The 15,231-nt window shown below is 68.8% G+C and carries 18 protein-coding genes; 4 read left to right on the forward strand and 14 right to left on the reverse strand.

Features of this window, described 5'->3' with window-relative positions; genetic code table 11:
- Positions 1-117 precede the first annotated feature (117 nt).
- The 10 genes from MKK67_RS27400 to MKK67_RS27445 form a co-directional block, all read right to left on the reverse strand.
- Positions 118-1,365 (reverse strand): hypothetical protein, encoded by a 1,248-nt coding sequence (locus MKK67_RS27400; RefSeq protein WP_243971444.1) that lies wholly within the window; start codon positions 1,363-1,365, stop codon positions 118-120.
- 99 nt (positions 1,366-1,464) lie between these two features.
- On the reverse strand, positions 1,465-2,490 hold the full coding sequence (locus tag MKK67_RS27405; RefSeq protein WP_243971720.1) for an ABC transporter ATP-binding protein: 1,026 nt from the start codon (positions 2,488-2,490) through the stop codon (positions 1,465-1,467).
- A gap of 8 nt (positions 2,491-2,498) precedes the next feature.
- Positions 2,499-3,554 carry an ABC transporter ATP-binding protein gene (locus tag MKK67_RS27410; RefSeq protein ID WP_243971446.1) on the reverse strand — a complete coding sequence of 352 codons (1,056 nt, stop codon included), beginning with the start codon at positions 3,552-3,554 and terminating at the stop codon, positions 2,499-2,501.
- Positions 3,551-4,480 carry an ABC transporter permease gene (locus MKK67_RS27415; protein ID WP_243971722.1) on the reverse strand — a complete coding sequence of 310 codons (930 nt, stop codon included), beginning with the start codon at positions 4,478-4,480 and terminating at the stop codon, positions 3,551-3,553. Before MKK67_RS27415 ends, MKK67_RS27410 begins: the two co-directional genes overlap by 4 nt.
- Positions 4,481-4,494: 14 nt before the next feature.
- On the reverse strand, positions 4,495-5,448 hold the full coding sequence (locus MKK67_RS27420; RefSeq protein ID WP_243971448.1) for an ABC transporter permease: 954 nt from the start codon (positions 5,446-5,448) through the stop codon (positions 4,495-4,497).
- 291 nt (positions 5,449-5,739) lie between these two features.
- Entirely contained in the window at positions 5,740-7,362 is a 1,623-nt protein-coding gene (locus tag MKK67_RS27425; protein WP_243971450.1) for an ABC transporter substrate-binding protein, read from the reverse strand.
- 107 nt (positions 7,363-7,469) lie between these two features.
- Positions 7,470-7,853, reverse strand: coding sequence for an oxalurate catabolism protein HpxZ (hpxZ, locus tag MKK67_RS27430; protein ID WP_243971452.1), 384 nt, complete (start codon positions 7,851-7,853; stop codon positions 7,470-7,472).
- The gene (locus MKK67_RS27435; protein ID WP_243971454.1) at positions 7,853-9,250 is read right to left on the reverse strand and encodes an AtzE family amidohydrolase; all 1,398 of its coding nucleotides are present in this window, start codon (positions 9,248-9,250) and stop codon (positions 7,853-7,855) included. The genes hpxZ and MKK67_RS27435 overlap by 1 nt, the downstream gene beginning before the upstream one ends.
- Entirely contained in the window at positions 9,247-9,441 is a 195-nt protein-coding gene (locus MKK67_RS27440) for a DUF4089 domain-containing protein (RefSeq protein ID WP_243971455.1), read from the reverse strand. The genes MKK67_RS27435 and MKK67_RS27440 overlap by 4 nt, the downstream gene beginning before the upstream one ends.
- A gap of 180 nt (positions 9,442-9,621) precedes the next feature.
- Positions 9,622-10,092, reverse strand: coding sequence for an ureidoglycolate lyase (locus tag MKK67_RS27445; protein WP_243971457.1), 471 nt, complete (start codon positions 10,090-10,092; stop codon positions 9,622-9,624).
- A 502-nt stretch (positions 10,093-10,594) separates the two neighbouring features.
- On the opposite strand from MKK67_RS27445, the gene MKK67_RS27450 reads away from it, so the two are divergent.
- From MKK67_RS27450 to MKK67_RS27460, 3 genes are all read left to right on the forward strand, one after another.
- Positions 10,595-10,969, forward strand: a complete 375-nt coding sequence (locus MKK67_RS27450) for a DUF6481 family protein (protein ID WP_243971460.1) — start codon at positions 10,595-10,597, stop codon at positions 10,967-10,969.
- Positions 10,970-11,225: 256 nt separating this feature from the next.
- Complete coding sequence (locus MKK67_RS27455) at positions 11,226-11,507, forward strand: hypothetical protein (protein WP_243971462.1); 282 nt, start codon at positions 11,226-11,228, stop codon at positions 11,505-11,507.
- Between the two features lie 118 nt (positions 11,508-11,625).
- Positions 11,626-11,922 (forward strand): hypothetical protein, encoded by a 297-nt coding sequence (locus tag MKK67_RS27460; protein ID WP_243971464.1) that lies wholly within the window; start codon positions 11,626-11,628, stop codon positions 11,920-11,922.
- Between the two features lie 21 nt (positions 11,923-11,943).
- Here the strand turns inward: MKK67_RS27460 and MKK67_RS27465 are convergent, their stop codons facing one another.
- The 4 genes from MKK67_RS27465 to MKK67_RS27480 form a co-directional block, all read right to left on the reverse strand.
- The gene (locus MKK67_RS27465) at positions 11,944-12,150 is read right to left on the reverse strand and encodes a hypothetical protein (protein WP_243971466.1); all 207 of its coding nucleotides are present in this window, start codon (positions 12,148-12,150) and stop codon (positions 11,944-11,946) included.
- Between the two features lie 190 nt (positions 12,151-12,340).
- On the reverse strand, positions 12,341-13,006 hold the full coding sequence (locus MKK67_RS27470) for an HAD family hydrolase (RefSeq protein ID WP_243971468.1): 666 nt from the start codon (positions 13,004-13,006) through the stop codon (positions 12,341-12,343).
- 162 nt (positions 13,007-13,168) lie between these two features.
- Positions 13,169-13,561: a DUF2934 domain-containing protein gene (locus MKK67_RS27475; protein WP_243971470.1), complete on the reverse strand. Its 393-nt coding sequence runs from the start codon at positions 13,559-13,561 to the stop codon at positions 13,169-13,171.
- 99 nt (positions 13,562-13,660) lie between these two features.
- Complete coding sequence (locus tag MKK67_RS27480; protein ID WP_243971473.1) at positions 13,661-14,140, reverse strand: atp-dependent helicase; 480 nt, start codon at positions 14,138-14,140, stop codon at positions 13,661-13,663.
- Positions 14,141-14,297: 157 nt separating this feature from the next.
- Between MKK67_RS27480 and MKK67_RS27485 the strand changes: the two genes are divergently transcribed.
- Complete coding sequence (locus MKK67_RS27485) at positions 14,298-14,864, forward strand: NifU family protein (RefSeq protein ID WP_243971475.1); 567 nt, start codon at positions 14,298-14,300, stop codon at positions 14,862-14,864.
- Positions 14,865-15,231 lie beyond the last annotated feature (367 nt).

The following is a 15,231-nucleotide window of genomic DNA, read 5'->3' on the forward strand; positions in this document are numbered from 1 at the left end:
CGTACCTGTTCCGCCCCGCAGAACGGGCAGAAGCGCACCGGGACGTAGTGGCCGCGGTCGCAGGCGGTGCAGCGCCGGGGCGCGGTCGGGATTTCAGGGGGCACGGCGGAGCGCGGGTCAGTGCACGAGCGTGCGCGTTTCCATGAACCGGGCCAGGCGCTCCACCAGCGGCATGACCATCACCCGGTCGAGCTGCCGCAGCAGCCCGTGGCGCGCATGCGCGACATTCGCCTCGGCCTGCGCCCGCGCCCGGCGCTGCCAGGCGGCGCGGTCGCGTCGGCAATCGGCCCAGGCCGCCTCGATCGACCGGAACACCTCCGGAAGGCGCTCGATCGGGTTTGTGATCCGGTCGTAATGGTGGTCGATCAGGCTGCCGAAGGTGTGGAAGCCCAACTCGGACAGGAGCGCCACGGCGCGGGGCGCGCCGACCATCACGAAGGGCAGCCCCATGGCGGCGGCCTTCAGCGACTTCTCCGTGATGCGCTCGACGCCCAATTCAAAAAAATCGGTCTCGGAGATGATGGTCAGGTCGCAAGCCTTATAGGCCTGGGTATCGAGCGTCAGGACCATGTCGCCTCCCGGCGCCGGGGTGTCGATCCGCCTGGCCTGTCGGGGGATCCAGGTCCCGACATCCGCCAGCAGCGGCCCGAATGCCGCCGCGATCTCCGGCGGGGCATGGAACACGTCGATCCCGCCCGCCTTCGGATTGTCCGGGCCGATCCCGTGGAACGCGATCAGGCCCTCGCGGTCGAGGCGATGGAGCTGGAACCAGCGGAAGAGCAGCACCCGGTGCCAGCGCAGGGCCGCGTTCTGGCAGAGAAATCGGGCCGGTCCGGTGGCTTGAGCGAACGGTGCGTAGCCGGTCCGGTCGAGGGGATGCTCGGAAAAAAGCCTCGGGCCGGCCTCTTCGTCGAGCCAGAGCGCGACTTGGAGCGGGAAGAAGTCGAAGGTCCAGAATCGCAGGCCCTCGCCGTAGAGCTGCTCGTAGTCGAGCCGGAGCGCCCGGTTCTGGCTGACCAGGATGACCTGCGCCCGTGGGATGCCGAGCGTATCGAGGTTGCGGTGGAGCGCCTCGAAGGTCGGGGCGTGCAGGCCCGGCCCCTCGTTCGACAGGTCGAGGATCAGCGCCGCCCTTCCGGCGCGCAGGTTCTCGACGTCGCCGGGCTCGAGGAGGTCCAGCCGTCCGTTCGCCTCCGGGAAGCCGAGGCGGACGAAATCGAGCACCGGCAGGCAGAGGATGTGATTGGCCGCGCCTGGTTGGGCCGTGACGGTGATCCGCTTGCCCATCCAGCCGAGCGCCGCCGGCAGGAAATGGCCGCCCTCCCCGCGGGGAACCAGGACGATCTCAGGGGCGGTTTGGCTCATCGCGATGCTCGGGCGGCCGGTCGCACGGTGGTCCGCCGCCTGAAAGCCGCGCGACGCCGGATAAAGGCTTCGCGCGGATGCGTCGATCCCCGATGCCGTTCAGGCCGGGACCAGCTCCGCCGCGCGCACCGGGGTCGGTCCCGCCCGATAGGCGGCCGACGCCTCGTCGGTCCGCCAGCAGGCCACCTTATGTCCCTGGGAAATCTCGCCCACCGGCGGCATCTCCTGGCGACATCGCTCCTCGACCAGGAAGCAGCGCGGCGCGAACGGGCAGCCGGGCGGACGGTTGGCGAGGTCGGGCGGGCTGCCCGGGATCGTCTGGAGCCGAGAGCCCTTCGCCAGCGCCCCTTCCGCGCGGCTTCGGAGCAGGCCGATCGTGTAGGGATGGTGCGGGTCGAGCACGACCTGATGCGCCGTCCCAGTCTCGACGATCTTGCCCGCGTACATCACGGCGATCCGGTCGGCGACCTCGACGGCGGCGCCGAGATCGTGAGTCACGATGATGATCGACAGGCCGAGGTCGCGCTGCAATTCGCGCAGCAGCAGCAGCACCTGGATCTGCACGGTCGCGTCGAGGGCGGTGGTCGGCTCGTCGGCGAGCAGCACCTGCGGCCGGCAGGCGAGCGCGAGCGCGATCATGGCCCGCTGGCGCATGCCGCCCGACATCTCGTGCGGGTAATTGTCCAGGCGCCGCTCCGGGCTCGGGATCCGCACCCGCTCGAACAGGGCGAGCGCGCGCTTGCGGGCATCGTCCTTCGAGATTTTCTCGTGGCGATGGATCGCCTCGGTGATCTGCCGGCCGACCGTGTAGACCGGGTCGAAGGCCAGCAGCGGCTCTTGGAAGATCATCGAGACGTCGCCGCCGCGGAAATCGGCGAGCTGGCGCTTGCTCAGTGCCTGCACGTCCCGGCCGGCCGCCAGGATCATGCCCTCGATCCGGCTGCGCCCCTCGTGAAACAGCCGCAGGATCGCCCGCAGGGTGACGCTCTTGCCCGAGCCGGACTCGCCGATGAGTGCCATCGCCTGCCCGCGCTCCACGGTGAGGTCGACGCCATCGACGACCTGCACCTTGCCGAAGGCGACGCGCAGGTTTTTGAGGGTGACGGCGGGTTCCGGGTTCGACATCGGGGCGCTCATGCCGCGAGCGCCCGAGCCGGGGCGGCGGAATGGCCCGAGCCCGGCTGGCGGGCGAGGCACGACACCCGGTGCAGCGGCCCGACCGTGTCGAGGGGCGGCTCCTTCTCGCTGCAGACCGGCTCGGCGAGGCTGCAGCGGGGATGGAACCGGCAGCCGGAGGGCGGGTCGATCGGGTTCGGCGGGTCGCCGGCCAGCAGCGCCACCTCCGTGCGGTTGTCGGGGTCGAGGGACGGCATCGAGGCCAGCAGCGCCTCGGTATAGGGGTGTGCCGGCGCGTCGAGCACCGTGTCGGACGGGCCGATCTCGGAAACCCGGCCCAAATACATCACCATCACTCGGTCGGAGATGAACCGGACGACGTTCAGGTCGTGGCTGATGAAGATGTAGGTCAGGCCGAACTCGGCCTTGAGGTCGAGCAGCAGGTTGAGCACCTGTGCCTCCACGGATTTGTCCAGCGCCGAGACCGCCTCGTCCAGCAGCACCAGCCGCGGCTCCAGGGCCAGCGAGCGGGCGATGTTGACCCGCTGGCGCTGGCCGCCGGAGATTTCGTGCGGGTAGCGGCCGGCGAAGCGCTTCGGCTCCAGGCCGACCCGGGCCAGCAGGGCGCGGGCGCGCTCCACCGCCTCGCGGCCGGGCACGCCGTTGACCTTCGGGCCGAAGGCGATCGACTGCTCCACGGTCATGCGCGGGTTGAGCGACGCGTAGCTGTCCTGGAACACCATCTGGACCTGGCGACGGTACGACCGCCACGGCATCACCCGCTCGCCCACCGCCTGGCCGTCATACAGCAGGGAGCCGGAATCGCGCTCGATCAGGCCCATGAGCAGCTTGGCGGTGGTGGACTTGCCGCAGCCGGATTCGCCGACGATGCCCAGGGTCTCGCCCTTCAGCACGTCGAAATCCACGCCGTCGACGGCGCGCACCACCTGCTTCTTGCCCCCGGCCTTGCGGACCGGGAAGTGCTTGTAGAGTCCTGAGACCGACAGGAGCGGCTGGGCCGGTCCGCCGCGGTCGCGGGCGAACGGGTCGGGGGCGTCCGGGATGACGCTCACTGGCGAATCTCCATGGCGGCGCGCAGGCCGTCCGAGAACATGTTGAAGGCGATCGAGACGACGAAGATGCACACGCCCGGCAAGGCCGCGACCACCGGGTTGGCGTAGATCGCAGTGCGCAGGGTGTTCAGCATCAGGCCCCATTCCGGCTCCGGCGGGCGCACGCCGAGACCGAGGAACGACAAGCCCGAGGCCAGGATCATGGAGACCGAGATCAGGCTGGTGGCGTAGACGAAGATCGGCCCGACGACGTTGCCGAGCACCTGCACCCGCATAATCGTCAGCGGCGAGGCGCCGGACAGCTTGGCGGCGTCGATGTAGTCGCGCTTGCGGATGCCCGTGGTGACGCTCTCGGCGACCCGGGCGATCTGGGGCACGAACACGCAGGTCAGCGAGACGATCGAGTTAAAGATGCCGGCGCCCAGCGCCCCCGAAAGCGCGATCGCCAGCAGCACGGAGGGAAAAGCAAAAAAAACGTCGATGGTGCGCATCAGGATCGTGTTGGTCCAGCCGCCGACATAGCCGGCCAGGATCCCGATAGCGGAGCCGATCACGAAGGCGATCAGCACCGGGGTGACCCCGATGAACAGCGACAGCCGCGAGCCCAGCATCAGCCGGCTGATCATGTCGCGCCCGAGCTCGTCCGAGCCGAGCCAGTAGGTGGCGTCGCCGACATGCTTGAGGCGGCGCAGCATCGACCCCTTGTACGGGTCCATCGGGGTGATCCAGGGCGACAGAATCGCGATCAGGACCACGAGCAGGATCACGGCCCCGGCCCCCATGGCCACGGGATCGCGCATCAGCCGGTGGCCGACATGGCCCCAGAACCCCCGGGACGGGACGAAGGCGGCCTCCGGGACGGCGTCTCCGGTGGAGAGCACGCCGCCGTCGAGGGCCATGGAGGCTGCGGTGATCGGTGCGGTCATCATCGGCCTCCGGGTCAGGCGCGTTCGATGCGCGGGTCGAGGGCGGTCTGCATCACGTCCACCAGCAGGTTGAGGACGACGAAGAACATCGCCAGCACCAGGATCGAGCCCTGCAACAGGGGCAGGTCGCGCTGGAAGATCGCGGCGTTGAGGAGGAAGCCGGTGCCCGGCCAGGCGAACACGGTCTCGACCAAGATCGAGCCGCCGAGCAGGTAGCCGAGCTGGAGGCCCATGATCGCCAAAGCGGTCGGGGCGGCGTTGCGCACCACGTGCTTGAACACGCCGAACTCGTCCATGCCCTTGGCGCGGAGGGCCTCGACGAAGTCCTGGGACAGGATGTCGGCCACCAGCGCGCGGACCGTGCGGGCGATGATGCCGGTGGGGATCACCGACATCGTCACCGCCGGCAGGATCAGGTAGCGCAGGTGGTCGAAATCGGGCCGCCAGTTGCCGGAGCCGTCGGGCCCGGCGCCGGTGGGCGGCAGCCAGCCGAGGGTGGCCGAGAACACGATCACCAGCACCATGCCGAGCCAGTAATGCGGCACGCTCACGCCGAAGACCGAGAGCGCCGAGGCCGCCCGGTCGGCCACCGAGTTGCGGTGGTAGCCGGCCACGAAGCCGAACAGCGTCCCGAAGGTGAAGCCCAGCAGGGTCGCCACGGAGGCGAGGATCAGCGAGTTGACCACCGCGCGGCTGACCTCGCCCAGCACCGGCCGGCCGGTGGCGATGGAGGTGCCGAGATCGCCGTGGAGCACGTGCCACAGCCAGATCAGGTACTGGACCGGCAACGGCTTATCGAAGCCGTAGGCGGCCTTCATCTCGTTGATGGTCTCCTGGGTCGCGTCCGCCGGCAGCACCGCGCTCAGGGCATCGCCCGGCGCGAGGTGGACCAGCAGGAAGCAGACCAGGCTGACTCCGAACGCCACCGGCGTGACGTAGACCAGGCGTTTGAGGATGTAGATCAGCATCACGGGCCCCGATGTCGCGTTCCAGTCGGACGTGTTCCCTCGCAGGGGCTACGGGCAACACAGGTTTCGTTCGCAGCCGCAGCCCTGCCGCAGACTGGATAAGGCGCGGGGCCCCTCTCCCGTGCGGGAGAGGGACAGGGTGAGGGGTGCGACCTCTCCGGAAGGACCTGATCCCTCACCCCAACCCTCTCCCGCTCGGGAGAGGGAGCGCGTTGCGACTTGCAACAGCGCTTGTGCCTCACACGGGGGCCGCCCGTAGCCCTGAAGGTACGGAGACCGGCCCTGCTTTAATCACCGCCCCGCCGTCGCGATGGTGATCTTCGAAAAGTCCTGGAACCAGTTCTGGGCCTGGACGAAGCCCTTGACCTTCGGGCTCATCGCCCGCGGGTTCACATCGTGCGTGATCATGATGAACAGCGCGTCGTCGACGTACTTCTCGTGAACCTTCTCCAGGACCTTCGTCTGCTCGGGCTTGTCGAAGGTGGTGCGGACCTGGTCGAACAGCTTATCCATCGCCGGGTCGTTGTAATAGCCCCAGTTCGTGCCGTTCGGCGGGGCGAAGTTGCTCTGCAGATGGCGGATGAAACCGGTGAACGGGTCCTGGATGAAGTATGAGTAGTTGATCGCCGAGACGCCGCGGGAGATGTCGGCCTTGGCGCCGGCCCGCCAGATGTTGATCAGCGTGTTCCACTCGACCACCTCGTAATCGACCTGGATGCCCACGTCGGCGAGGTTCTGCTGCACGAACTCGTTCATCGGCAGCGGCTGCATCTGGCCCGAGCCCGACGCCGAGATCGCAACCTTCAGCTTCAGGGGCTTGGCCGGGCTGTAGCCCGCTTCGGCCATCAGCTTCTTGGCGGCGTCCGGATCGAACTTCACGTCGAAGCTCGGGTGGCCGAACCATTGATGGCCGGGGGGCATGAAGCCCTTGGCCGGGATCGCGAGGCCGCCGAGCAGCTCCTTCAGGCCGTCGCGGTCGATGGCGAGGTTGGCGGCCTTGCGCACCCGGATATCGTTCCAGGGCGAGCCTTCGACCCGGGACAGGTGCCAGGTCCAGTTATGCGGATAGGCGTTGGTCACGATGGTGAAGCCGGCGCCCTTCAGCGACGCCACGGCGTCGGGCGCAGGCGCCTCGATCCAGTCGACCTGGCCGGAGCGGAGCGCCGCGACCCGGGCATTGGCCTCGGGCAGCGGCACCAGCACGAGCTTGTCGAGCTTCGGGACCCGGTTCGTGTCCCAGTATTCCTTGAACGGCACCATCTCGGCGCGCTCGCGCGGAGCGAACAGGGTCAGCTTCCATGGGCCGGTGCCGGCGGGCTGCTTGGCGAAGGCGTCCCAGGATTTTCCGACCTTTTCCCACTGCGCGGGCGAGGACATCATGATCCAGGCGATCTGGTAGGGCAGCGTCGCGTCTGGGGCCTTGGTGATGATCTCGACCGTCTGCGGGTCGACCGCCTTGTAGGAGGCGACCGCCGGGATCCGGGTCTTGCCCTGTGCGGACTGGCGCGGGTCGTATTGCGGCGCGTCCGACTTCAGCAGCTTGTCGAGGTTCCACACCACCGCGTCGGCGGTGAAATCGGAGCCGTCGTGGAATTTCACCCCCGGCCGGAGCTTGAAGGTCCACTTGGTCTTGTCGGTGGCGTCGACCGCCCAGCTGGTGGCGAGGCCGGGCACGAGGTCGGAGGCCAGCTCGGCGCTCGACAGGTCCCAATTGATCAGCCCGTCATAGACCGTGTAGCCGAGAAACCGCATGCCCTCGCCGCCATTGTCGGTCTGGCCGGTGGTCAGCGGGATGTCGGATGCGGTCATGCCGATCCGCAGCGTGCCCTGCGCGAGGGCGGCTTGGCTCGCGGAGAGCATGAGGGCGCCGGCCAGCGCCGCACGGGCGCCAAAGGTTTTCAGACGAGACAGCATATCGGTTCGGATACTCGCGTTGGTCCGGGAGGGCGGGCCCGGAATACGCTCGACCGTATGCAAGCTCGCGGCCAACCGGCTTTCGTCCATGCACGGCCCCCTCGCCGCTAGGCGGTCTCGATGACGCTCACATGCGCGGCCACCACCCGCCAACCCTCCGGAAAGTGCACCCAGGTCTGGCTCTGGCGGCCGGTCTTGCCGGGGGCGTTGTCCCGAGTGAACAAGGTCATCGCGGTGGCGAAATCGCGCCCGTAGGTGGTGATCACCGTCTGGGCCAGCATCCGTTCCAGGCCTACGGGCGAACGGGCGCGCCGAAACGCCCGGATCGCGTCCATGCCGTAGAGGTTTTCGCCGGCCCCGTACCGGATGGTCCTGGGATCGTCCTGGAACAGGGCCTCCAGGGTGGCGACATCGTTGGTGGTGAGCGCGATCTCGTAGGCCCGGAACGCGGCCTCGACCTCGACCCTCACGGCGGGATCATCGATGACCATCAGGCGATCTCCGCCACGGGGGCCGTGCAGATCCCGTCCCGTTCGAGCTGACGCGCCACGCGCAGGGCCAGATCCTCGCGCCAGGGGGCGGCGATCACCTGGACGCCGAGCGGCAGCCCGGCATCGAGCCGCACCGGCACGGCCACCACCGGCAGGCCGATGAACGAGATCGGCTGGGTGAACAGGCCGATATTGGCCCGCACCGGCAGGGTCACGCCGTCGAGGACGAAGTGCGTCTGGCCGCCCTTCGGTGCCCGGCAGGGCGTCGCTGGGGCCAGGATCACGTCGACGCCGTCGAACAGCTCCAGCACCGCGTCACGATACCAGCGGCGGAAGCGCTGGGCGCGCTCGACGAAGGGAGCCGGAATCATCGCCCCGGCGATCAGCCGATCCCGCACCGCCGGGTCGAAATCCCGCGGCCGGGTGCGCAGGCGGTCGAGGTGAAGCGCTGCGCCCTCGGCGGCGGTGATCAGATAGGCCGCGGCCCGGGCGCGGTGGGCCTCCGGGAGCTCGACCGTGCGGCTCGCGCCGAGCGCGTCGGCGACGCGGGCGACGGCCGTAAACGCCTCCGGGTCGCCGCCGCGGGCGAAGTAGCCCCCCGCCACCGCGATGCGCAGGCCGCCAATCCCGGTTTCGAGGCTGGGAAGAGCGGGCTCGGGCGCCCGGGTGGTGGCGACCGGATCCTCGAGGTCGAGGCCCTGCATCGCGTCATAGGCGAGGGCGAGGTCGGTCACGCTCCGGGCCATCGGGCCGAGATGGTCGAGGCTGCCGACGAACGGGAAGCTGCCGGCCCGGCTGATCCGCCCGTAGGTCGGCTTCATCCCGAAGCAGCCGCAGAAGGCCGACGGCACCCGGATCGAGCCGTTGGTGTCGGAGCCGAGCGTCAGCGGGACCAGCCCAGCCGCTACCGCCGCGCCGGAGCCCCCGGAGGAGCCGCCGGTCATGTGGTCGAGGGCGTGAGGATTGTGGGCGTCGCCGTCGTGGACGTTCTCGCCGGTGAAGTCGTAGGCGTACTCGCCCATGTTGACCGCGCCGACCAGGATCGCACCGGCGGCCTCCAGGCGCCGCACCACGGTGCCGTCGCGGGCGGCCGGCGGGCGGTCCCGGTTGATCTTCGAGCCGGCCCGGGTCGGCAGGCCGGCAACGTCGATCAGGTTCTTGACCGCGAAGGGCACGCCGGCGAGCGGGCCGACGGCCTCGCCGCGGGCGATCGCGGCATCGAGCGCCTCGGCTCGGGCCAGCGCGCGCTCGCTCAGCACGTCCGTGAAGGCGCCGACGCGCCCGTCGATCCGGGCGATCCGGTCGAGGGCGGAGGCCACGGTCTCGCGGGCGCTCGCACGGCCTTCGGTGATCGCGGCGGCGATCGTCACGGCATCGGAGGTGGCCGGCACGCTCATGCCTCGAACCTCGGCGCCGCCTCGACCTCGTCGGGGAGCGGGAAGCCCGCCACGAGCTCGGCCGCTGCGGCGAGAACGCGGAGGTTCGCGGTGATCGGCTGCATCCAGGCCGGATCGATGTCGAGGCCGAGCAACGGCGCCGTCACCGCCGCGTAGGCATCCGGGTCGAAGGGCGGGGGCGTCTCAGGCATCGCGTTCCTCGTACCGGCCTTCCAGGCAGCCAGCTCTTGTTCCGGGTTGCAGGCATCGTGCCGGACCTGCTTTGCGCACCGGCGCATCGCCTGATCCGCGATGCTCAATCCCTGGGCAGACACCCCGGCTTATCAGACCGATTCCAGATCGTGGACGCGCCTGCCATTTTCTTGAGCAGATCACGGGAGGGCGACCGTCAGCGGCTCGATCGACGCGAAAACACAATCCGCCGCTGTGCCGTCCTCGTGGACGAGCATCGCAAAGGTGCCTGGCGCTTGCAGGGTCATCATGTGCGCGTGCCAAGCGCCCGCGCGATAATTGATGCCGGCATGGCCCGGAACCCGGAACGCCTGGATCTTGGCTTCGTCGGGACTGCCGTCGCGATCCGGGGCGACGACCACCACGTAGGCCTCGACCGAGAGCGGCAAGAAGGCTTGGTTCGAATGCGGGTGCCGCTCCAGGCGACGCAGGGGCATCAGCCGGTCCATCGGTTCGCTCTGGATCAGCGCGAGGTTGGCGCGCGCCGTCGACCGGGTGTTCTGCAGCGTCCCGGCTTGGTCCTGGCGCGGCCGCGTCGCCGGAGCGTGCAGGAGGTCGCCGTAGGGCGCAAAAGCCTCAGTGGTGATCTCGGCGATCGTGATCGTGCGCATCGAGGCTCCATCGGTTCGGGATGCCGACATCTCGGCGAAGGGACGATGCGGTATCGGTGCCACACCACCGGTCTTGCCGTCCCGAAGGGCGCGACCTAACTCTTGCGCATTCGATCGAGCCTGCGGCTCGGCCCACCCGGCAGCCGGCGAAACGCGGTTCGAGATCGCCGCGTCCCATCGTCGGTTTGAGGTTTTTCGGCATCGTCGGGCAAATCTTTTACAGAGTCGCCGTGGATTGTCGCCTTGGCGGCCACCTCAGCTTGCAGACACGATTGCGTCTTGGGGCAGGCTGGGTTTAAGGGCTGTCCCGTTTTTATCAGACATGGTCCGACCCGAGCGCTTTTGCGTGATCCGAGCGCTCGGGTCGGACCATCGGTATTGCCGATGGATCGGTGCGGTTCCAGGGCCCGGGGACGGTCCTGGAACCCGTAGTCTCCGTACGTGGCCGGCGTCGCCGGTCGTCCCCGCGAAACGCGTGACGTACCCAACCGAGAAAGGTCAGATGAGCGCATTCGACTACCGGAATTTCGACGATCGCCGCCAGCATTCGCAGAGCGCCAAGGCCGCCCTGCTGGCCAAGTTCAAGGCCCGCCCGCCGGCCGACGATCCCGAAGTGATCGCCAAGGCCCAGGCCCGGGCCGCCATCGCCCAGGCCCGTGAAGAGCGCGCCCGCGAGCGCGAGACCGCCCGGATTGCCGCCGAGCGGAAGGCCGCCGAGGAGAAGCGTCTGCGCGAGGAGGCCGAACTCACGGCGCGCCTAGCCCGCGAAGCCGCCGAACTCGCTGCCGCGCAAGAGCGCAAGTCCGCCGAACTCGCATTGAAGAAGGCGCAGCGCGACGCCCGCTACGCCGCCCGCAAGGCCAAAGCCAAGCGCTGAGGCGCCGCGCCGGCTCCGGCGCGCATCTATCGAGTGCTCGAACGCCGTCCGCCCCCCGAGGCGGGCGGCGTTGTCGTTCCGAGGGGCACCGATCCTTCGATCCGAAGGCGCAGGGGCCTCTCGAAATCGGACTGCGCTCGACACACCGCTGCGCAACCCTCCCCGATCGAAGCGGGTTGAGAGCTGCCGCCGTCTTGTACGAGGCGCGGTGTGCCCGGTTGTCCTTCAAGAAGACGACGCGAACGGCGAGGAAGCGATGCGGTCTCAAACCCTGCTGGCGGCGCTGCCGCTTGTTTGCCTCGGATCGGGCCTTGCCTCGGCGCAGGATCGCACCACCGTCACCGCTTGCGACACGCTGATCGCCGCGCGCCGGATCGATGCCGCGACCGGGCCGGCCCGCGACGCACCGGAGGCCGGATGCCGCCAAGTCCCGAAGGCCGATATCGGTTCGGTGGAGCAGCGGGCGCTGATCGGCGGCGCTCCCTATGAATGCATGACGATCACGGGTGCCGGCCGCTGCCTCTGGGTCGTGCCGTGAGGCTGTGAGGGCCGAGCGAGGCCGCATTCCGGCACGGGCCAGCAGTCTGACGAAGCTTCACGGCAGGGGCTATGCGCCCTATCTCGGCGGCTCGGTCCCAAGAGGAATACGCCCCGGTATGTTGAGTATCCAGGCCAGGACGCGGGTCGCCGCATTGGTGTCGGCTGCAATCCTCATAGCGTCACTCGGAATCGTGCCGGCCCGGGCCGAGCCGCCGATCCGAAGCCCGGAGGACGCGGCCTGCCGGAACGAGGCCCGCGCCAAGGTTTTTTCCGCGCCCAATCCCAACGGACTGGAACTCGAGGATATCGGTCGGCAGATCTATTTCGCCTGCATGGCTCGGACCACGCAGGCCGCGGCATCGCTGCAGAAGCCTACCGGGAAGCGGACGCATCACCGGCATCGGCGGCACTGACGCGCCGCCGGCCTTCCGCGCTCAGGAGTCCAGAGGGGCGCCGATTCGGGCGCGCAGCTTGTGGCGGAGCGCCTCGTTGCCGCCCTCCGCGTTCAAGGCCGTCATCAGCCGCAGAAGCTGGCTGAGCGGGGTCGACCGGCATTCGATCGCCTCGGCGATCTGGTCCGGCAGAGGTTTGGCCGCCGGCACGAAGCGCGGTGCGGGGCTGGCCTGGTGAGTCTGGGGCATGCGCGGCGCTCGTGCTTTGAGACGTTCCAGATGGCGGGCGGGTGGCTACGCCTTCCCGCTGCCCCGCGCCAGCCCCATTCGCGTTTTTACGTAGCCGGCATCATGCACCGTTACCGCGCTGCAACACGGCCTGCAGGAAACCGTGGAGGACGCGGGTCTGGCCGCCGAAAGGGCTTGCTTTCGCGGTCGGTCAGCTTGTCGCCAGCGGTGATTGGTCGAATCCGTCGAGCAGATCCTGCGGATCACGGTAGATGGCGATGCAGCCCGCCGCCGACAGGTCGGACTCCGGAAAGCCGCCGCAGAGCACGCCGATGGTGCGCAGGCCCGCTTTTGACGCTGCCTCGGCGTCGTAGGGCGTGTCGCCGATGACGATCATCTGGTCTTTGTCGAGACCTTCGAGCTTCTTCACTGCGGCTTCGAAGATGTCGGGATGCGGCTTCGAGCGATCGGCGTCGTCCGAACTGGTGACGACATCGACGAGGTCGGCGACCTCAAGAATCTCCTGATAGCGCTCGACCTCTGGGCCTTTGCCCGAGGAGGCCAGGGCGATCTTCAGGCCCGCTGCGCGGATCCGATCGAACAGCGGCCGGACCCCTGGGAACGGCCGGACCTTGGGAAGGTATTTTGTCTTGAACAGATCGGAGCGGAAGCTCTCGATCTCCTTCCCCTCGCGCGCGATGCGCTCCTTCGGCAGGAACACCGGCATCAGCTCGTCGCCGCCCTTGCCGATCTGGCTGCGGACCTTGGCCTCGTCGGTCTCGACCCCGAAATGCGCGAAGGCTTCGACCCAGGCGCGGGCGTGCAGGTCGACGCTGTCGAGCAGCGTCCCATCGATGTCGAAGATCACGGCGCGCATCACGGGCCTCCTTGTGGCGCACGGCGTACGCGTCAGGGCGGACAACGATGGCGGGCGCGGCCTGTTCCTGCTGCGCGCAGTCCGGCAACGGCAGGAGCCCGCCCCCGGTGAGGGGACGGGCTCCTGAAACCAGCCGGGATGGCGCCCGCGGGCGCCGTCGGCTCAGTGCATCGAGGCTGGGACGCGGGCCGGCTTGGCCTTGGCGGCGAGGCCGGCCGTGACGGCGGCCTTCGAGGCCTTGGCGGTCTTCGCGGCGGCCGGCTTGGCGAGGGCGACCTTGGGGGTCACGGTCTTGGCGGCAGCGGCCTTGGCCGGGGCCTTCGGGGCAGCAGTCTTGGCGGCGGCCTTCGGCGCAGCAGCCTTCGGAGCCGAAACCTTGGCGGCCTTCGCGGCGACCGGCTGGGCTTCGGCGGCCTGGCCGTCGGCCAGCACCACGCCGGCGCGCAGCTCGGCCTCGGCGCGGATCCAGTGGGCGACCGCGTGACCGTGAATCCGGCCCTCGTTCTCCCAGATGTAATAGGCGCATTCGCGCACGTGCTGCTCGCTGATCTGCATGCGTTCGATCTCCTGTCCGTCCTGGGATCGACGATGCGAGCGTAGGGTTAAAGGGCGGTTAACCCTGACGGCCTGCGCGGTCTTGGTCGGTCGATCGCCCTATCCGGGGATGCCCAGAACCCGCCGCGCCTCGGTCAGCAGCACCGCGTGCCGGGCCGCCCCGGGGCCGTCGGTCGGCGCCTCGCGCCCGGCTCGGGCGATGATCTCCTGGAACCGGCGCCGGTCGAGGGCACGGCCACCAATGCTGTCGAGCACGGCACCGAGCACGGCCCGGACGGCCTCTGTGCGCTCGTCGGCCTCGGCGACGGCGTCCGCGGAAGCCGCGCTGGTCCGCGCCTCGGCCAGATCCGCCTCCAGGGCGCTCGTTCTGGCCCGGGTTGCCTCCAGCTCGGCCGTCAAACGCTGCACGTCCTGCCAGGCCAGATCGTGCTGGTGCGTGCGCAGGGCGAGCAGCACCTTGAGCGACGCCGCATCCTCGCGCGCGGCTTCCAGCTTGGCCTGCGCGGCCCGCAGGTCGTTCAGCAACTCCTGCGCGATCATCCCATCCCCGGTTACATCCACCGCCGGCTCCGTCAGCATGTCGTTTGGCCCGTCCTGACGGCGCGTGGCGCGAATGTCCACTCTCCAGGCGCCCGGCCCCGGTTGAGAAAATCCACCCGCCGGTCCACATGGGAGGCGGTGCCTTATGGTGCCTGTCCCGGCCGGCCTTGAACCGGCGCAGCGGAGTTCGCCGACCATGTTCATCCAGACCGAAGCCACGCCGAACCCGGCGACCCTCAAGTTCCTCCCCGGCCGCGTCGTCCTGCCCGAATCCACCTTCGAGGCGCGGGATGCCGAGACGGCCGTACGCTCCCCCCTCGCCTCGGCGCTGTTTTCCGTCCCGGGCGTCGCCGGCGTGTATTTCGGCCACGACTTCGTCTCCGTCACCAAGGCGGAGGACGGCTCGGAATGGGCGCAGGTGAAGCCCGCCATCCTCGGCGCGATCATGGAGCATTTCCAGTCCGGCGCCCCGGTGATGGCCGAAGGCGGCCTCGATGATCAGGGCGACGAGGACGAGTTCTACGATGCGGCCGACCACGATACGGTCGTGACCATCAAGGACCTGCTGGAGACCCGGGTCCGACCGGCGGTGGCCGGTGACGGCGGCGACATCACCTTCCGCGGCTACAAGGAAGGCGTGGTCTATCTGGAGATGAAGGGCGCCTGTTCGGGCTGTCCCTCCTCCACCGCCACCCTGCGGCACGGCGTGCAGAACCTGTTCCGGCACTTCCTGCCGGAGATCCGCGAGGTTCAGGCGATCTGAGGCCCGACGCGGTCATCGAGACGCGCCCATGATGACCGACGCCGGCGGTGAGGAACCGCCGGCGTTTTTGCGTTGTGGTTGTCTGCCTTAAGGACCGGCCGATGGTGTCGTCGCCGCCCGTGGCTCTCAGATTTCCGGCTGAGACGCGCTCCCGGTTGCAGCGAAGGCCGCTTGCGGCGCTCGAACCGCTGGGCCTGGATCCGCTCCGCGTCGCGTACGGCGATCGACAGAATGTAACCAGCTGGGTCTCATTACGGTAAATCGCTCGATATCAATATTAGATGCGAAAGTGTTTTGTATTATGCCCCTATTAATACTAATATCGTGTCTGTTAGGGTGTTGAAAAATATTTATGAGTGGAATGTGA

This window comes from Methylobacterium sp. J-072, assembly GCF_022829425.1.
Lineage (GTDB): Bacteria > Pseudomonadota > Alphaproteobacteria > Rhizobiales > Beijerinckiaceae > Methylobacterium.